The following is a 20259-nucleotide window of genomic DNA, read 5'->3' as shown; positions in this document are numbered from 1 at the left end:
TTTATTTTGAATTTAAAATCATATTTTTTCCTCATAAGAATGCACCCCAATAATTTGATTTGTTTAGGTCAAATATTTGGGTTCACATCAGTCATGGCTTAATTACTTAGTTAGGCTAAGACTTGGTTTTAGATGTGAATAAAAGATGAAATAAACGCACGAGATCACAAAACATCTGAGTTATCCCCCAACAAACTCACATCTCCTACATCCCCCTACTCATCCATACACCTTCTTACATAAATTGGCCTAAGAAATACCCCATTAATGTTCCGACGTAATTTCCGATTACATAACCTAAAGTACCGATGATTAAAATAGGTCCGACTAATCCTTGCCAACCTTTAGATATTGCTAATGCAGCTGCTGTTGTTGGTCCTCCGGCATTAGCGTTACTAGCTAGTAACATTTCCTCTATATTGAATTTGAACAATTTTCCGAAGAACAGTGTTATAGATAAATTGAAAATCAAAATAACGGCAACGAAAATAAATAATAATGGTGCTGTTTTGATAATGATTGGTATAGATGCTGGTACACCTATTACGACAAAGAAAATATATATTAAAAATGTACCGAGTTCATCAGAAGCGTTTAAATTCTCAAAGAATTTACTAAACATAGCTACTGTAACAAGTGTTAATGTTGTTAATAATAAAAATTGGTCACCTATAATACTCACTAATATTTCCATAAAGTGATTGTTTTTAGGCATGTATTCATTAACGAGTTCTGAAATTTTAAAACTTATCGCAACTAACGCAAATGCTATAGAAATCGAATAAGCAATATCTTTTAGACTTATTTCATTTCGTTTCCAATATGCTTCTGCTTGATTACTGTTTCCATCATCATTTGACGTATAAAGTCTTTTAAAATATTTTTTAACAAATTTCATATTCGGTAGCGTAATGAGTACAATGAAGTAGAACGCCATTACGCTATTATCGGCTACAACTGTTGCGGAAACTAATTCTCCAGGTGTTTGGAATTTCGTGCTCAGTGCTGCAAAATTCACACCACCACCTATGTAACTACCAGTCATCATAGCACCAATTTTATCTAGTTCAGGTATGAATTGATGAAGTAATAAAAATCCTGCTGCAACACCTACTACAGTACCTACTGAACTGATAAGAAATATAAATAAAAGTCTTCTACTTTCTTTCCATATTTTAAATATGTTTGATCTAAATAAAAGTAAAGGAATTGCTAATGGAATAACATATTCCCATACTTGATCATAAACTGGCGATTCAATTGGAATGATATTGAGATTGGATAATATCATCGCACCAACTAATGCAATGATAGCGCCTGTTAGTTTTGCTGCAAATTGATACCTTTGTTCTAAAAAGATACTAAGCGCTGCAATACCTACTAGAATTGCCCACAATAACCATGTTTCATCTTTGTTTATAAATGCATTTAATATCATGAAAACCAACCCCTTTTTATATTGTTATCAATATGATGACATAAAAAATAAGAATCTTCAAAATTAATTTGAAGATTCTTATACAACTTACGAATATGTGATTGGAGCTTGATTCTTAACTTTACCAATTATAAATCCAATAATGAATCCAACGATTGCAAACGGAATCCATTCCATTTGGTAAGTTGATAATGGTAATTGTTGAATAAATCCAATTTTAGCCCAACCCATTTGGTTTACAACTGATATTAATGAAATAATTGTTACAAGTGCTACTGATAATTGCTGTGCGATTGGTGGTGTACCAACGTATTTAGCAAGAACAATTAATAATACAGCTGTAATTGCGATTGGATATAACACTAATAATACTGGTAGTGAACCTTTAATTACTGTAGTTAAACCTTGATTTGAAAGGATGAAACTAATTAATGTAAAGATTGTTACAAACCATTTGTAAGAAATTTTAGGTATAATTTCGTGGAAGAATTCACTCACTGATACGATTAAACCTGTAGCTGTTGTTAAACAAGCTAATGCAACGATAATACCGATTAAATATTTACCAAATTCACCGAATGCTAATTGTGCGGCTGTTGTTAAGAGATATGTACCGATATTTTGACCGTTATCGTTTAATTCTTTAAGTGTCTCAGCTGAAACGTTCATGTGATTACCGATCCAACCTAATGAGATGTAAATAAATCCAAGTGCAATTGCTGCAATAACACCTGAATAAATTGTTTGTTTGAATAATCCTGTTTCTCTCGTTACACCTTTACTCTTAATTGCTGTAATAACAATTAGTGAGAAAGCAATAGCTGCGATAGCATCCATTGTTAAGTAACCTTCAACGAAACCTTTACCAAAGCTTGTTCCAGCACTACTATATACAGCAGTATCACCTGCAACAGATGCTTCTCCACCTAATGAGAAGAATGCTTTAATAATTAATGCTGTAATCGAAATTAATAGTAATGGTGTTAAAATCGCACCGACTTTATCAACCATTTTACTTGAGTTGAAACTTAAGTAAAAGACAATGACAAAGTAAATCAGTGAGAAAATAAATAAAGCCATTGAACTATTTGTATCAAAAATTGGTGTAATACCCATCTCGAAAGATGTTGCTGCTGTACGTGGTATTGCGAATAATGGTCCTATTGTTAAAGAAATTGCAACTAATAATACAATTGCAAAGACTGGATGAATTTTGCTTAATGAAACTCTGTATCCCTTGTCCTCAATTGAACCTGCGATTACACCAATAAGTGGCAAACCGATTCCCGTAATTGCAAAACCAAATATAGCTGGCCAGAAGAAATGACCGCTCGATAATCCTAATGCTGGTGGGAATATTAGGTTCCCGGCACCAAAGAATATCGCGAATAACATAAACCCTACTACAAAAATATTCTTGTTCATATATTTTACTCCTTTTGCGTCTAACAATAATTTATATTTTATCATTGGAGTTTGTTTTCGTCTATATGAAATTTCTGAAAATTTAAAAAAGAATGTTATTATTTAGGTTTGTTAATTATATAGATTGCAACAGTAATTTTTTCAATAACGGAGCCAATTGGTATGGTAAATTTTCAACACCTTCAACAAATAAACTTTGTTTACCATAGATGTTATGAACAGTCTTTTTCGTGGCTTCATCAATTAGGTCTTGATTAAGGAATACATTAAAGACATAAATCCCTTGTTTATCTGCTTCTATCACAGCTTCATGTGTATCTATAATGCCGTCTTCTGCATAATCAAAAGCTGAAGGTTCCCCGTCAGAAAATACAATTAAGAATTTTTGAGACTCAGATCTTTGAAGTAAATGTTGAGTTGCAACTCTTAATGCGACACCGTCTCTATTATCATCTTGAGGTTCCAACGTCATAATTCTTGCATCATTCTGTTTAAGTGTTGATTCATTATATAAGATAAGTTCTTCAATAGTGTTAGGTTGATTTAATTTATCAGCTTCAAAAGCATCCTCACTAAAACCAAGAATTTCATGTTTAATATCTAAATTTTTCAGTGTTTCATGGAATAAGACGACACCTTTTTTAGTTTCTTCCATTTTGTCATGCATACTTGCTGATGCATCAACTAATAATGTGAATGTTGCATCTAGTTTTCTGCTAAATGCATCTTTTTTGAAGAATAGTTTATATTGATCATCGATAAACCAATTTAGAAGATTTTTTTGTAATCGACCTTTAGTTAAGTTCTCTCTTATATCACTATATTGATGATTCATTGATTTTTGAATAATGCTCGTTAAGTCTTTTATTTCAAATTGAACACTATCGACAGCTTCTTTATATGCTTCCATATGAGCTGGTAAAATATCTGGTCGATTGAAAGTAAGAGAAACATTTTGATTAATACCTTTAAGTTGATATTGTTGGTTAAGACCTCGGGCACCGCCCTCTTCATCATCTAAAGTATTGTTAGAGCCCTTACCTTTTTTCTCCATCATATCCGTCATATCATCGCCAGCGTCACCTTCTCTATCGTTATCTGTCAGAATGTCGCTATTTTCGCCTTCGTGAAGTTCCATTTCTAAATAGGATTTACTGTCAGTTTGACTGTCGTTCGTCTTTGTTTCAGCATCTGCAGTTTCAATATCGTCTGGATCATGTTCTTGTTCATGACTTTGATCAGTGTTAGCTGCATCTTGACGTTTTAAATCTTCTAAAGTCCATTCTTTTTCATAAGAACGATAAATACGCTCTGGGATATGATAATACTGGTTGAGCATATCTTCTTTTAATAAATAATCCACTAAAATCATGATACTTACAGCTAAATCATAACTATCTTCAGATGATTGCAAGTTGAATATTTGCGTTAATCGATTAAACACTTGTACGAGTGCATCATCAAAATCATCATTTATTGAAATATTGTTGATGAAATTTTCGTTTAAAATAGCATGTTCTATTGCTAAAAATAATAAGTCTGTATAAGTTGTCTTCGTTTGATAAACATGAATTTGACTATTATTTTGTTTGATTTTGACGTTCAATCTATGCTTAAACAACTTTTTAGTGACTGGACGTTTAGACATAATCAAATTTGATAGACGGTATTCTTCAATAAGCATAAATAATTGTTTGAAAAAGCTCATATGATCAAATGACTCATCTAATACTTCTTTATATATAGCTGGGTCTGTATGTTTAAATCCTAAAGTATCTAACATTATGTCGGATTTTAGCCCTGCATTTATAATGTGTTCAGGTCGATGTAACCATGTGAAACTAACATTACATGTATTGTTGATAGGATCATAGTGTTGGAATTTTTGGAAAGAAACTTTAACGTTTGGATCTTCAAGTAATAATTTTGCTAAATCAGTTAACATCATTATTTGTTGTGCATCGATTTGTTCGTCATTAAATAATATAAAACGATCACTCATGATATTCTCCTTACTCGAAAATTAATTCAATTGCATTTTGTATAGCTTGTTGTTCTCTTTCGTCGTCTATTTTGTCTATAATGGCACGTTTAATCGCACGTCTAACTGGAATAACAGTTGCTAAATCAGCTAAGTCAATCAATGCTCTTATACTCGCTGATTCTTCTGAAATTTGACCTTGGCTCGACATAATGCGTAAATCCTTATTAAATTGAACAATTGAATCGATGATTTCATCATCTTGTAATGCACTTTGTTCTTTAATAATCATTTTTAATGTTTCGCCATCTATATAATCAATATCTAAGACAACGAATCTGTTTTTTAATGCTTCGTTCATTGGTAATGTTCCGATATAGCCTACGTTGATTGCGGCAACGACTGAAAAACCTTCTTTAGCTTGTACGACTTCACCAGTAAATGGATTTGTTAACGATCTTCTAAAGTCTAATACACCATTTAAAATAGGTAACGTTTCTGGTTTCGCCATATTGATTTCATCGATATATAAAATGTCACCATTCTTCATAGCTTTAATAACAGGTCCATCGATAAATACAATTTGTTGATGACCTTGTTCATTTGTTTCAATTGTTTTGAAACCTAATAAACTTTCTGCATCTAAATCTACAGAACAGTTTACAGAATGCATCGGTTTATTTAAATCTCTCGCAAGTGTTTCAGCAAGTTTCGTTTTCCCTGAACCAGTCGGTCCTTTTAAAAGTATATTCTTATTAAGCTTTATCATAGACAAAGCGTCATCATATATAGTTTCGTCGTTGTTTAAATATTTATTAAAATTAGCCATTGTGTTCTCCTTTAGTACATTTTATAAACTTAAAAAAGAGTCCGGAACATATAGATGTATCAGACTCTTATCGTATATTTATACTTCTTTAAAGTATATTTTGTAGTAGCCGCCAACATGTCCAGAATTATCAATGATTTGATAATATTCTTCTGTTTCATTAACGACATCATATGTTTTACCTACTGTTAACATATCAGATACTTTAAATTTTTGTGCATCTGTATTTGTAACTTCTACTTGTTTAATAACGTGATTTTCTTTCCAAGTTTCATGTAACATAAATAAACCGCTCCTTTAATTCACTGTGTCATATGTAATTGTAATGATGATGCCAGTTAAATCACGCACATATAACGAAATTAAGCCGGCTTCATGTTGAATAATATGATGTTCCATTTCAATTTCTTTAACGTGATTAACTATTTTTTCAAAATGATCGATATCATCAATGGAGATTGCTACTCTTTCGATAGGTGGATTTAATGACTCAATTGCATCTGGATAATCAATCAAATGTAACTCTCCGCCATTTCCACCAGCACCGACTTTAAATACGATAGCTGACTCATCATCTATTGTCTTGTATTCAGCAAACAATTGCAACTCAAAAATATTATTTAATAATGAGCCAGTTGCTTGAGTCTCAGGTGATTTAACCATGACCGGTCCAATTCCTTGAATTTGATGAATGGGACTAATTGGACCACCATCATAAGCAGTTCCAAGAGGTACACCGGAATTTTGTTCATCAGAAATAAGATGTAACGCATGTCCATTATTATCATAAAATTTAAATAGGTGCTTACCATTTAATTGTTGCACAGACTCATATTTAACTTTATGATCATCAAATTGTTGTTTATATTCATATAATGCGTAATCAGTCGGTACACGTAAAGCAATCCCGTGAAAATGCGTATCTAATTGATCTGAATCACCAGAATATTGCTTGAAAATCAGTCTCGTACCAGGTGCAAGATTTGCATCGCCGATATGTAAGATATTCTTTTCATGGTTCATCAAGGTATTAAGCCCTAAAATATCTTTATAAAATGACTCTGTTTCTTTAATATCAAAAGTCCATAATGTAACACTTCGTAGTCCATTCATGAATATCTCTCCTATATATGAATTCCTATAAATTATATCAAATAAATTCAAAGTATGACAAATCAATCAAATTGAGAATAATGAAAAATATATTTTTGGGTTGTATGGGCGCCGTTACGAACAAGTTTAGTTGAAAGTGTTCATAAGAGTCGCAGTATTTACACTTCTTTTGAGTTTTGTAAATAAGAACCTCGTTATTAGCAGTTCTGGCCAAAGGTGCAAATACTGATACCGTTATTAGCAGTTCTGGTTCAAAGTGCAAATACTATCGATCTATCTTAACTTTTATTAGTATTCTCGGCAAAGAATTCCGAAATTATTTTTAAAAAGAGCTCCGGTGATTCAAGGTTAGCTAAATGTGCAGTATTAGGTATTATAATATTTTTTACATTTGGGATTTCTTTAATCATAACCTCAGCGATTTCTAGAAAATCTGGTACATCACATTGACCATTAACAATCAATACAGGTATCTCAATATTATTTAATTGTGAGATATTATCTTCAACTTCTATTTCTTCAGAAGAAACATTAGGTTCACCTTTAGTTAAAATTTTTCGCTGCATATCCATAATCAATTGCTTCACATCTGGATTAATGATTTCTGATGATCGATTTCTTTGTATCCAAGTCGCATAATTATACTGTGCAGTTTCTTCTATTTTCCCTTCATCTATTAATCTTTCTTCTTTTTCTTCATAATTTTGTAAGAAAGTAGATGCATTCCAACCACTTATAGCTGGAGACAAAAGCGCTAAACTCAGACACTTTGCAGGGTTTTCTAAATAAAAATCAAGAGCTATTTTTCCACCAAATGAAGCTGCTAAAATATGTGTATGATGAATGTCTAAATGTATAAGTAGTTCATTTATAATTAGATTATAATTGTAACTTCCTTCAGTAAAATCACTTAACCCAAAGCCAGGAAGATCAAACCTGACTACTCGATATTTTTCAGACAGTAAGTTGAATTCGTTATCCCACATTCTTGAATCTACAATTCCGGCGTGAATTAATAATAAATTTTCGCCATTACCTTTTGATTCATAATAAATATTAGCTCCAGTTGCATTAAAAATTCCTTTAAGCTTATTAGAATGCATAATATTCTAACCTCCGATTTATATAAAGAATGTCCAGCTGATAAAATATATCTTGGTAATTCTACCATTAATATGCAAGATAAGCACTTAATATAAAAGTACATAAAACGAAAAAAATACAACGACGATTTCCGCCGTTGTATTTTCCCATAATCCTAAATTAAGATTTTAATAATAAATCTTCTGGATTTAGGTAGTATATATATTTCATTTATATTTGTTAAAATGTTTTAGTGAAGTGGTTTATAAGTAATCTGTTTTATATAAATATCTATTATCATTTAATACTTTGGGGGATTTCGGTAAATTATTCAATCCGTTTAACCTTTTCCCATTCCTGTTTCAAATAAAATGTGATTATCTTTATAAATTCATCAAGTTCATTTGATGTTTCTTTTATATCATCATTGAATTCTTCTCCGATTTCATTAATTTGTAATAAATAATCTTGTGGAGATTTGTTCAAATATTCCTTATTGATATTCTCTTGCCATGTTTTTCTTAATTCTTCAACAGTGATAATAACATCTTCCATTTTTTTATTAAAATTTCATTTTCTTTATTTGTTTCATTATTTATGGTTTCGTTAGGAAAGTAATTTATAAATTTAAATTGAATTTTATTGAACGTTTGAGTTTTTTCTGCAAATAGTTTGTCTATTTCTGTAATTTCTTCAACTATTTTAATCGACTCTGAGTTATATCTATTAATACTTTCAATACTAGGTTTTTCTTCATTAATCTCTTGAAACATTAATGATTGATATCTATTAAACTCATTTGAAAGACTTATTAATTTTTTAATATTTAGTAGTTGATTAGTGTGTTCAGCTACTAAATCACTACTTAATTCCCTTACTTCTTTAATCCATTCCATTCTTGATTTTACTACGACATCTGCTTTTAACTTCATGTCATTTATTTCTTTTTCGTGTTTCATTCTTTTCCTATTTGTAAATTGTGATAGTGACCAACCTACGGAGCCCCCTACTATAGATGCAACAATAGGATTTGACAATATTGACCAATCAACTGTCATTTTGCCCACCTCTTTTTTATATTTTGTTTAATAGTATTTTTAAATAATTTTACCACTTTAATATATTAATAGCACTAGGTATTTAATTAAATATTGATAGAGGTGTGCTTAATTTAAAATTCAACATTGTTAATCAATTGTATTGTTAACCCATTATCTATTTTTCTTACTCAAACGTTCTTCCATTTGTTTGTTTTTATCCTTATTGTGTTTCAATGATTCTTTAATTTGAGCCTTTTTCTTTTCGACTCGTGCTTTCGTTTCTTCGTAGTTCTCATCTTCTGCCGCACGTTTTTCATAGTAATACGCGTCTTCTTTCCAACGTTCATGTATCGATTTCCCCATATTATCCCCCATTTAAAATTATTGTTTTAATTAAATACTTTCTTTATAGTAAGCCATTTTCAACTAAAAATAAAACCCCAACTCAGAATTGAGATGATTCATAAAATGAAAAAATACAACGACAATAAATGTCGTTGTATTTTCCCTTAATCCTATATTAAGATTCTAATAATAAATCTTCTGGATTTTCAATTAAGTCTTTAATTGTTTTTAAGAATCCTACTGCTTGTTTTCCATCAATAATTCTGTGGTCATAGCTTAACGCGATGTACATCATCGGTCTATTTTCCATACGATCTTTATCAATTGCAATTGGTCTTGTAACAATTGAGTGCATACCTAAAATAGCAGCTTGTGTACCATTGATAATTGGTGTAGACATTAATGAACCAAATACACCACCATTAGTTATAGTGAATGATCCACCCATCATGTCATCTAAGCCTAATTTTTTATCTTTAGCTTTAACAGCTAAGTCTACGATATCTTGTTCGATTTCAGCGAAGTTTTTCTTGTCACAATCTTTAACGATTGGTACTACTAAACCTTCTTCTGTAGAAACGGCAATACCGATATCATAGAATTGTTTAAGTACTAAATCAGTACCATCAATTTCAGCATTTACATCAGGATATTTCTTCAATGCTGCAACTGCTGCTTTAGTGAAGAATGACATGAATCCTAAACGAGTACCGTTATGGTCTTCTTGGAATTTTTCTTTCTTACGTTTACGTAATTCCATTACGTTAGTCATATCAACTTCATTAAATGTTGTTAACATAGCTGTATTATTAGATACTTCTAATAATTTCTTAGCTATTGTTTGACGTCTACGTGATAATTTCTCACGAACAACAGGTTTAGAAGGATTGTCATTAGATTTAGCTTGTGCTGGTTGGCTTTTCTCAGCTGGTTTAGCTTGTGGTTGAGGTTTAGCTGCACTTTCAACGTCTTCTGGACGAATAACGTCTCCTGCCTGAGTCTTAACCTTGCTTAAGTCGATACCTTTTTCACGTGCTAAACGACGTGCTGATGGTGTTGCTTGAATTCTTTCATTTGAAGATGCTGTTTCTTCTTTAGCTTCTGTAGCTTCTGGTTTACCTGCATCTTCTTTAGATGGTTCTTCTTGCTTTTCAGGTTTAGCATCGTTTGAAGCTGGTTGTGCTTCTCCGTCTGAAACGACTGCAATGACTGAACCTACTTCAACAGTATCGCCTTCTTCAGCTTTGATTTCAGTTAGAACACCTGCAACTTCTGAAATGACTTCAACATTTACTTTGTCAGTTTCAAGTTCGACGATATTTTCGCCTTTTTCAACTTGGTCACCAACTGATTTGAGCCATTCTGAAATTGTTCCTTCTGTAATTGATTCTGCTAATTCTGGTACTTTTACCTCTGACATGATTCTTTTCCCCCTAATTATGTTTTAAAGCTTCTTGGATTACTTTACTTTGTATAAGTTTGTATATTTCGCCGTCGCCTTCTGCAGTTGAAGAACGTACTTTACGACCGTGATATTCAAGCTCTACTTTGCGATCTTCTAGAATGTCTTGAAGTTTTAAGCTAACGAATGACCAAGCACCTTGGTTTTTCGCTTCTTCTTGAACCCAGCGAACTGTTTCTAGATTTCTGAATTCAGAAAGAACGTTCTTTATCTCTTCTTTAGGGAATGGATAAAGTTGTTCAAGTGCAATTAGACAAAGTTCATCGTTAGGATCTTTTTGTAATTCAGTTTTTAAGTCAATAAACATTTTTCCTGATGAAATAATAACTTTCTTAACTTTAGTCTTCTTATATGGTTCAACTAAAATTGGTTCAAATTGTCCTTTAGTGAATTCTTCAATTGGACGTGAAACAATTTTATTTCTTAATAAGCTTTTTGGTGACATTAAGACTAATGGTCTCATTTTATCTGTGTTAAGATATTTTGCATGTCTTCTTAATAAGTGATAATAGTTAGAAGCACTTGTTAAGTTTGCGATTGTCATGTTGTTTTCTCCAGCTAATTGTAAAAATCTTTCCAATCTTGCTGATGAATGTTCAGGACCTTGTCCTTCATTACTATGTGGTAAGAATAAAGCTAAACCACTCTTTTCTCCCCATTTAGCATTACTGTTAGATAAGAAGTTATCGAATATCATTTGTGCCATATTTGCAAAGTCACCATATTGTGCTTCCCAAATATTAAATGATTGTGGATGATCAACATTATAACCATATTCAAAACCAACTACTGCAGCTTCAGATAATGGTGAGTTATGAATATCGAATGATGCTTTACCATTCGGTACATGATGTAATGGAATGAATAACTTACCATCTTTCTCATCATGTAACACAGCATGTCTATGTGCGAATGTTCCACGTTCTGAATCTTGTCCAGTTAATCGAATTGGTGTACCATTTTGTAAAATTGTCGCAAATGCAAGTTGTTCAGCATGTGCCCAGTCTACAAGACCGTCTTTTTCAAATGGTTCACGACGTCTATCTAATACTTTGTTTAACTTCTTGAAGACTGTGAAATCTTCTGGATAATCAAACATTGCATCATTAATCGCTTTTAATTCTTCATAAGTAGCGTTTGCTAACTCATAATCTTGTCCTTCACTGATGTTATCAGGTAAAGTCATTTCTGGATTATCCATCTCAGCATCTTTATCAATCTTGTCATGAGCAGCTCTTAAGCGTTTCGTTACATCTTCAAAAATTTCATTCATTTCAGCTTCTGTAATAATGCCTTCTTCGACAAGCTTTTTACCATAAATATGTTCAATAGATGGATGTTCTTTAATCGCTTTATACATCATCGGATTTGTAATAGATGGTTCGTCCATTTCGTTATGTCCATAACGTCTATAACCAACTAAATCGATGACGAAATCTTTATTGAATTTCTCTCTGAAGTCCATTGCCATTTCAATAGCTTTAACAGTAGCTTCAACATCATCTGCATTTACATGGATAATTGGTAAGTCATAGCCTTTTGCAACATCTGTTGAGTATGTTGTTGAGCGTCCATCTTCAGCTTCAGTAGTGAAACCAATTCTGTTATTTGTAATAATGTGTAATGAACCACCAGTTGTGTAACCATCTAAATTACTTAAGTTCATAGATTCAAAGTTAATACCTTGTCCAGGGAATGCAGCATCACCATGAATTAAGACTGCAAGTGATTTATTAACATCTTGACTTGGTCTTCCTGCATCTGCTGTTGTATCTTGGTTTGCTCTCGCTTTACCAAGTACGACTGGAGAAACGATTTCTAGGTGACTTGGGTTGTTGGCTAAAGTAATCGATTGTTCGATACCGTATTTACTTGTTGTCTTCGTACCACCTAAGTGATATTTAACATCGCCTGTCCAACCAGCTGTAATTTCTAAAGAACCATCTTTCGGTAAGAAAATAAGTGGATTCTTATGCATAAATTCAGAAATCATCATTTCATATGGCTTTTCTAATACGTGAGTTAAAACGTTTAATCTACCCCTATGCGCCATACCAATTTGGATGTTTGGTATATTTGCAGCATTCGTACGTTTTAATACTCTTTGTAACATTGGTACTAAACTATCTACACCCTCGATTGAGAAGCGTTTAGCACCTACGAAATTCTTATGGATATATTTTTCAAAGCCTTCTACTTCAGCTAAACTTTTTAATAGTTCGATTTTTTCTTCTTTAGTAATTTCAATTGTATGTGTTGATTCGATATATCTCTTCAACCATACGCGTTCTTCATTATTATTAATATGCGTGTACTCAAAAGCGATAGGACCTTGGTAACAAGAAGTCATATATTCTATTGCTTCATATGCATTGTTAAATTCTCCATCAAAGTGATCTGATACGATAACTGCTGGAAGTTTTTCCAAAGTTTCTTTTGAAAGTCCAAAGTCTTGATGTGTTAATTTTGGTACGTTTTTTCTTTCTGGACGGTACACTGGATAAATATCTGCAGTTAAATGTCCATACTGTCTGATATTATCAATTAAACGCATTACACGTTTTACACTTGAGTTGTCCACCCCAGTACTTGATTGTAGGCCAGCGCCTGTGTTGTTACTTGTTAATTCATCGAATAACACTTGCAAGTCTTCCGGTACTGACTCTGGATCATTAACGTAATTATCATACATTTCTAACATTAACCCTAAGTTAGTTCCAAATCTTACAGGTGCTTCGACATGATTATCATTCTTCATGTTCCACCCTCCAAGAAAATTATAAACCGTTTACATTTCCATTTTAGCACTTAACAGTATTGAGTTAAAGGCTAATCTGACAATATTGAACTTATTTGTTTATAAAAGATTCTTTGAATACAACTGATATTTTTGTGTACTCATTCACAACACTTTCAACTTTCACAATTCCATCATAAGAATTGACTAATTTCTTAGCAATTGAAAGGCCGAGTCCATTGCCGCCTTCTTTTCTAGAACGTGATTTATCAACTCTATAAAAGCGGTCAAATATGAATTCTAAGTCCTTTTGAGGTATGCCCACACCATGGTCAATAATATCAATTGTAATATTTCTGTTTTTTAAATTCGTCACAATTTCAATATTTTTATTTTTCTTATCATATTTCATAGCGTTATCAATAAAGATTAATAACATTTGTTCAAAATGAAATCGATTGATATTCATTCTAATTGCGTTGTAATTTGATTCGAAATTGAATGTATAATCTGGATGTAATTTCTTTAATGATTTAATTCTAGAATTTATTTCATAGTTGATATCGACAATATCAATCTCATCACCTGTACTCGATCTAGCATCTTTTGATAATAAAAGAAGTTCTTCGACGAGTTTCGTAATACGTGTCATTTCTTCAATCGAAATATCTAAAGATTCTTCTAATACTTCTGGATTGTTTTTACCCCATCTTTGAATGAGGTTTAAGTGCCCTTGTATAATTTGCAGCGGCGTTCTCAATTCATGTGAAGCATCTTCGACGAATTGTTTCTGTTGATCAAAAGAACTTTCCAATTGTTCCATCATTCTATTAAAGGTTTGGATCATATCGTCTGTTTCTTCATAGTTTGTGGGTACTTCAAGTTTTTCTTGGAAACCGTCTCTACGAATTTGTTTCATTTTATCGGATAATATCGTAATAGGTTTAGTGATTTGTGATGAAAATACATAACTGATTAATGCAATTAAGAACAATGCCGTTAATCCAAATACAGTTGCTAATATAATCATAAATTTAATAATGGCATCATAATTTGCTAGCGGATGGACGACAGCTTCATAACCACTGAAATAACTTGTATTTACAGGTGTATAAACGACAATATATGATTTATTATCTTGTTTCGTTTCATAAATTTTAAGTTGATTCACTCGTTCAAATTTAGGCGTATAATCTAAATCATTATTATGCGTTTCTTCAAAAATAGGTTTGCCAAATCTATCATATAGCACAAGCTTTTGATTATCAGTTATTGTCGCATTAATATCAGTTGAAGTAATTTGACCAAGTGTCTTCGTCTTCAATAAATTAATTGTGTCATACGTACTTCTAGTTGCTGTGCTTGTTTCTTGGTCTTTCAAATATAAACTAATGAAATAAATGATAAACATACTGAATAAAGCAAATATAATAAACGTAATCGTCGTGGTGAGCATCATCCATTTAGTCTTTAATGATTGTTGTTTCATGATCTAATCACGTATCCCACTCCTCTAACAGTTTCGATAATATTCTCTTTCTTGAATGGTTTAAGTTTGTTACGTAAATAACGAATATATACGTCCACAACATTTGTCTCAACTTCTGACTCATAACCCCATACATGATTTAAAATCTGCTCTCTTTGTAAGACGAAATTTTGATTTTCAGCTAGTAATAATAATAATTCATATTCAGTCTTCGTTAAATCAACAGATTCACCATGGATAGATACAGAAAAAGCATTTTTATCAATTGTTAAATCATTAACAGTAATTGTATGACTTACTGGTTCAACTGTTACATTTCTTCTAATAATAACGCGAATTCTCGCTAATAATTCTTCAATATCAAATGGTTTAACAATATAGTCATCTGCGCCATAATCAAGACCAATAACTTTATCATATGTATCGCCCTTAGCCGTTATCATAATAATCGGCGTATCTTTCTCGCGACGAACTCGTCTACATACTTCAAGACCATTCATTTTTGGTAACATGAGATCTAATAATATACAATTGTAATCTTCTGCTAAAGCTTGGTTTAATCCACTCTCACCATCATTACATATTTCCACTTCATAGTCCTCATGCTTAAGTTCTAATTCTATAAATCTCGCTAAATTTTGTTCATCTTCTATGATGAGTATCTTTTTCATAGTGCCACCTCGTAATAAAATTATAAAAGTTTTCAATTTTTAATTGACAATGATTCTCAGTTAGTTATAATAGTAATTGAAAATGATTATCAATGAAAGAGTTCCCCCTCTAGTAAAAGATAACATTTTCGAGTTTAACATGTTCATTATATATGAGCATTACTATTTTATCATTTAAAATAGTAAAAATTTTAAATAACTAATTGACATTCATTCTCAATTGGTTATAATAGTAATTGAAAATGATTATCAATCAAATAAAAGAGTTCCCCCTCTAAGTATAGATTGAACATTTTCTATAACCCCCTTTTATGCCCATAAAAGTAAAATAGCCGCAGTGATTCTGTCCAAATCACTGTGGCTGTTTTTTTGTTTGGATTTATTGAGGATATAAGCGTTATGAGCAGTTCTGGCGAGAACTGTAAATAACTGTATCAGTATTAGCATCTTTGGCGAGAACTGCAAATAACGAGTGTTTTATGAACACTTCTAGCCAAACTTGTTCATAGCGAGTGCCTTATAAACACTTCTGACCAAACTTGTTCGTAACGGGTGCCTTGTGAACACTTCTAGCCAAACTTGTTTATAACGGCAGCTAAATCCAAAAAAAAGAATGGAACAGCTCATCTGTTCCATACTCATCTATAATTTCTTTCGTAACATACTTTGTGTTAGCATAATGCAAATAACGCCGCCGATTATACCAGCGATAATATCAGTTGGATAATGTACGCCTAAATACACGCGTGATGATGATATCATTGCGATACAAATGACACATAAGCCCATCAAATACGGTCGTATAGATTTGTTCGCTACTCTAAATATAATGAATATAAGTGATCCGAAAAATGCGGTGGATCCCATTGCATGTCCACTCGGAAAACTAAATCCAGAAATATCTATCAGTCTAAGTAAAGTTGGTCTTTCTCTGTCGAATATATTTTTAAGAAGTGGATTTAATGTACCTGATAAAATCATCGTAACTGCAAAAAATAATGTTTCAATGTTATATTTTTTAAGTTTTAAGTAACAAATCACAATGAGTGATAAGGCAATCATTGCCCAAACTTCTCCTAGTTTTGTGAAACCAAGCATTATAGAAGTCGTTATAAAGCTTTCAGTTGAATATATAAAGTTATAAACTTCATTATCAATCCATTTACCGAGTCTTGATTCATGGAAAAATGCAATGACTCCAAATATCAAACTAAATATTAGTATGAGTAAAGTACGGTTTGCTTGGCTCATTCGATTGCCCCCTTTACTTTATGTCTGATTCGATTTTGTTGAATAGTGTTTCTTTAGTATAACTTTCTTTGAAATGTGACATTTTGTCAATAATAGCTTCTCGTTCGTTTTCTAATTTATCCAGTTGATTGATCAGATTAGCTTGGTCCACATCTTTTTCTTGTAATACTTTAGCATATCCATTTTTCTCGAAAATTTTAGCGTTATCAATTTGGTCTCCTCTTGATTGATCTAAACCAAGTGGGATTAATAACATTGGTAACTTCAATGTCGCAAATTCGTATATAGCATTAGCGCCTGCTCTACTAATAACAGTGTCCGTAATCGCATAGAAGTGCATTAATTCATTTGAAACAAATTCATATTGGACATAATTGTCGTTTTTAATATTATGATCTATGTGACCTTTACCAGTTAAATGAATAATTTGATATTTCTTTGTTAAAAAGTCTAGATTATCTCGAATCGCTTTATTTAATGCTTTAGAACCTAAACTACCACCCATTACGAGTAATACAGGTAATTGATCATTAAAGCCCGTTAATTGATAACCTTCTTCTTTAGAGCCATCTCTTAAATCTTCTCTAATAATCGCACCAATATAATCTGATTTTTCTTTAGGTACATATTTTAAAGTTTCTTCAAAAGTTGTATACATTTTATTAGCAAATTTCATTGATATTTTGTTTGCTAAACCAGGTGTAACATCTGATTCATGCACAATTGAAGGAATTTTTAATGATTTGGCAGCGATAATAACTGGAACACTGACGAAACCACCTTTAGAAAAGACTAAATCTGGTTTTTCTTTTTTTAATACTTTTCTAGCGTCTAATATACCTTTTAAAACTTTAAAGACGTCTTTTAAATTCTCAAAAGATAAATATCGACGTAACTTCCCGCTTGATATCGGAATATATTTCGTATCTTTGGCAGAGTCAGTAATCATTTCTTTCTCAATACCATTTTTAGATCCAATATATATTGTTTCTATATCACGCTTTTGTGCTTCAGGAATGAGTGCTAAATTTACTGCAACATGTCCTATCGTACCGCCACCGGTAAATGCTATCTTCTTCATGTTTATTTCTCCTCGTTCTCTATCAATTTATAATATGCATAAAATGGTGCGTTCTTATCAAATGGAAATTCATCTGTTTCATATTCACCCATTTTAATAAAATCAAATTTTTCAAACAGTCTTTGTGCACGTTTATTAAGTGAAAATGTATCCGTTATGATAATAGGCGTTCCTGCTTCAGTAGCAATATCAATAGCAAATTGCATCATCTTCATTGCGACACCTTTATATTCAGGATTTGTAGCCATTCTATGAATGACATATGCGCCGTCAGTATTAGCTGGCCAGTCAAATTGTTTATACCATTCAGCTTGTACTTGATTGACACATATATAGCCTGCAATATCATTGTTTTCTTCATATAGATATAAGTCTCCGTTATCTATATCTTCGTAGAAATGCTTCTCTAATGGATAACGATGATCCCATTGAGGGTTCTGATCGTGCTCCATAATAGATTTAGCCATTTCTGTTAGTTGATTAATATGTTGAATATCTGATCTTGTTGCTTTTCTCAAACTAGTTTCCCCCATTTACTTATGCATATATTGAATTGCTTCATCAAGTTGTTTATCTTCACTACGGATTTTCTTGCGTAAAAGTTCAATAAATTTCTTAGTTGTATCATCTGTGAAAATACCATTTGCTGTTAAATCATGATCACTTTGGAATGATTTAACTTGTGATGTCAGATGGGCATCAAATTGGTCATTTTCACTGTTAATATTATACCCTAAAGCGTTCAAACCAATCTTAATTGATTTAATTTCTTTAGATTGATCGTCTTCTTGGTAAGTCTTACTTGGATCGATTATTTCTATTTCTTCATATTTAGGTGCTTTAATGGTTTTATCTGGTTGAATCCCTTTTTTATGAATATAAGATTTGTTAGGTGTTAACCATCTCATGTTTGTATATTTCAAAATGCTAGAATCGCTAAATTCTTTATGAACTTGTCCGATTCCTTTACCAAAAGTCGTTGTACCTAGGACATCTGCAATTTTATAATCTTGTAAAGCACCTGCGAATATTTCTGCAGCACTTGCAGATCCTTTATTAACCAGTACAGTATAATCCATATCATCTATGCCAGACATTTTGTCGTTTTCAGTTTCAACTGCTTGTGGTTTATCACCTTTCGTTTCTAAATATATAACAGGTTTGTTTTTATCAACAAACAAGTTAACACTCGTCACAACTTCATCTAATAGACCACCTGGATTGTTTCTTAAATCTAAAACGACATGTTTCACTTTGTCTTTTTTCGCTTGTTTCAATGCAGATTGTAATTCTTTCGTTGTTTTATTTTGGAACTTAGAAATTGCAATGACGCCAGTGTCTTTCTTTTTCGTATAATCGACACTTGTAAGATGAATTTTGTCACGCTTAATCTTCACATCGAAAGGTTCTTTACCTTCTCGTTTAATTGTTAACGTAACAGTAGTACCCTTTTTACCTCTTACTTTTTTAACAATTTCATTTAAAGATTTATTTTTAATCGATTCATCGTCAACTTTCGTAATGACGTCTAAAGATTTTACGCCAGCTTTTTCAGCAGGAGAATCTTTCATAGGACTCGTAATTCTAACGTAGCCATCGTGCATTTCCATCTCTGCACCAATTCCAACAAAATCACCAGAAATTTCTTCGTTATAGCTTGTTGTATCTTTAGCGGATATGTATTCACTGTAAGGATCATCTAAAGATTTGATCATACCATCAATAGCGCCTTGTGTTAATTTGTCGTCATCAACATCTTTGTAATAGTCATTATTAATTTGTTTATAAGCCTCTTCAATTTTGTTAAGTTCTTTTTGTTGATCATTGCCAAAGTATAAACCGAATTTATACGAAGCAAACGTCACAACAGCCGTTAATAAGACCGTAACAAATAATATAATGAATAACTTATATAAAGGAATCGTTATTTGCCGACTTTGTTTCTTTTTAAAAGGTTTCATTTACTCACAACTTTCTTGTCAAATATAATTTATTTTAACAGTTAAATCATATAAATAAAAACACTTTGGTGTGGGAAACAGCAAAGTGAACGAATTAATAAGGAAAAATGTTCATATCGTGAGTATAACGGGTGCTGTTAGGGACAAAATTCCGAGAAGTGTCCGTAAGAGGCGTTGTTAGGGACAGAATCCTGAGAAATGTCAGTAAGAGGTGTTGTTAGGGACAGAATTCTGAGAAATGTCCATAAGAGATGTTGTTAGGAGTCAAGTCCATATGTTTGTGTAATATCTTTAGTATGTAATCAACCTTTGGTTTTTAATGAATCGAACAACTATATTTGTTTTGAAGTTTA

At 32.0% G+C, this 20259-nt stretch carries 18 protein-coding genes; all 18 read right to left on the bottom strand.

Annotated elements, in window-relative coordinates:
* Positions 1 to 235: 235 nt before the first annotated feature.
* Positions 236 to 1438, bottom strand: coding sequence for a DUF819 family protein (locus tag LQ693_RS11555; RefSeq protein WP_107566079.1), 1203 nt, complete (start codon positions 1436 to 1438; stop codon positions 236 to 238).
* An 87-nt stretch (positions 1439 to 1525) separates the two neighbouring features.
* Entirely contained in the window at positions 1526 to 2863 is a 1338-nt protein-coding gene (brnQ, locus tag LQ693_RS11550; RefSeq protein WP_107596970.1) for a branched-chain amino acid transport system II carrier protein, read from the bottom strand.
* 115 nt (positions 2864 to 2978) lie between these two features.
* Complete coding sequence (locus LQ693_RS11545; RefSeq protein WP_107590714.1) at positions 2979 to 4865, bottom strand: vWA domain-containing protein; 1887 nt, start codon at positions 4863 to 4865, stop codon at positions 2979 to 2981.
* Between the two features lie 10 nt (positions 4866 to 4875).
* Positions 4876 to 5673 (bottom strand): ATP-binding protein, encoded by a 798-nt coding sequence (locus LQ693_RS11540; protein ID WP_025905039.1) that lies wholly within the window; start codon positions 5671 to 5673, stop codon positions 4876 to 4878.
* A 78-nt stretch (positions 5674 to 5751) separates the two neighbouring features.
* Positions 5752 to 5955 carry a DUF6501 family protein gene (locus LQ693_RS11535; protein WP_107566076.1) on the bottom strand — a complete coding sequence of 68 codons (204 nt, stop codon included), beginning with the start codon at positions 5953 to 5955 and terminating at the stop codon, positions 5752 to 5754.
* A gap of 15 nt (positions 5956 to 5970) precedes the next feature.
* The gene (locus tag LQ693_RS11530; protein ID WP_025905041.1) at positions 5971 to 6786 is read right to left on the bottom strand and encodes a VOC family protein; all 816 of its coding nucleotides are present in this window, start codon (positions 6784 to 6786) and stop codon (positions 5971 to 5973) included.
* A 278-nt stretch (positions 6787 to 7064) separates the two neighbouring features.
* A complete protein-coding gene (locus LQ693_RS11525) occupies positions 7065 to 7889 on the bottom strand; it encodes an alpha/beta fold hydrolase (protein ID WP_210136195.1) in 825 nt (274 codons plus the stop codon).
* A 307-nt stretch (positions 7890 to 8196) separates the two neighbouring features.
* Complete coding sequence (locus LQ693_RS11520; protein WP_103362020.1) at positions 8197 to 8424, bottom strand: hypothetical protein; 228 nt, start codon at positions 8422 to 8424, stop codon at positions 8197 to 8199.
* The gene (locus LQ693_RS11515) at positions 8391 to 8927 is read right to left on the bottom strand and encodes a hypothetical protein (protein ID WP_107596997.1); all 537 of its coding nucleotides are present in this window, start codon (positions 8925 to 8927) and stop codon (positions 8391 to 8393) included. The genes LQ693_RS11520 and LQ693_RS11515 overlap by 34 nt, the downstream gene beginning before the upstream one ends.
* Before the next feature lie 153 nt (positions 8928 to 9080).
* On the bottom strand, positions 9081 to 9272 hold the full coding sequence (locus tag LQ693_RS11510; RefSeq protein ID WP_103362023.1) for a hypothetical protein: 192 nt from the start codon (positions 9270 to 9272) through the stop codon (positions 9081 to 9083).
* A gap of 157 nt (positions 9273 to 9429) precedes the next feature.
* Positions 9430 to 10674, bottom strand: a complete 1245-nt coding sequence (odhB, locus tag LQ693_RS11505) for a 2-oxoglutarate dehydrogenase complex dihydrolipoyllysine-residue succinyltransferase (protein WP_025905223.1) — start codon at positions 10672 to 10674, stop codon at positions 9430 to 9432.
* A 13-nt stretch (positions 10675 to 10687) separates the two neighbouring features.
* A complete protein-coding gene (locus LQ693_RS11500; RefSeq protein WP_239703218.1) occupies positions 10688 to 13474 on the bottom strand; it encodes a 2-oxoglutarate dehydrogenase E1 component in 2787 nt (928 codons plus the stop codon).
* Between the two features lie 91 nt (positions 13475 to 13565).
* Positions 13566 to 14942, bottom strand: coding sequence for a HAMP domain-containing sensor histidine kinase (locus LQ693_RS11495; RefSeq protein ID WP_025905221.1), 1377 nt, complete (start codon positions 14940 to 14942; stop codon positions 13566 to 13568).
* Positions 14939 to 15613, bottom strand: coding sequence for a response regulator transcription factor (locus LQ693_RS11490; RefSeq protein WP_037590505.1), 675 nt, complete (start codon positions 15611 to 15613; stop codon positions 14939 to 14941). The genes LQ693_RS11495 and LQ693_RS11490 overlap by 4 nt, the downstream gene beginning before the upstream one ends.
* A 642-nt stretch (positions 15614 to 16255) precedes the next feature.
* Positions 16256 to 16864: a phosphatase PAP2 family protein gene (locus tag LQ693_RS11485; protein ID WP_037590506.1), complete on the bottom strand. Its 609-nt coding sequence runs from the start codon at positions 16862 to 16864 to the stop codon at positions 16256 to 16258.
* Between the two features lie 13 nt (positions 16865 to 16877).
* Entirely contained in the window at positions 16878 to 17945 is a 1068-nt protein-coding gene (locus LQ693_RS11480) for an undecaprenyldiphospho-muramoylpentapeptide beta-N-acetylglucosaminyltransferase (protein WP_204180631.1), read from the bottom strand.
* 2 nt (positions 17946 to 17947) lie between these two features.
* A complete protein-coding gene (locus LQ693_RS11475; protein WP_180991491.1) occupies positions 17948 to 18478 on the bottom strand; it encodes a GNAT family N-acetyltransferase in 531 nt (176 codons plus the stop codon).
* On the bottom strand, positions 18479 to 19906 hold the full coding sequence (locus tag LQ693_RS11470; protein WP_239733078.1) for a S41 family peptidase: 1428 nt from the start codon (positions 19904 to 19906) through the stop codon (positions 18479 to 18481).
* Positions 19907 to 20259: the final 353 nt, after the last annotated feature.

The sequence above is a fragment of the Mammaliicoccus sp. B-M6 genome, assembly GCF_022386965.1.
Lineage (GTDB): Bacteria > Bacillota > Bacilli > Staphylococcales > Staphylococcaceae > Mammaliicoccus > Mammaliicoccus sciuri_A.
The sequence above is the reverse complement of the archived record's forward strand: the minus strand, read 5'-3'. Positions and strand labels throughout refer to the sequence as shown.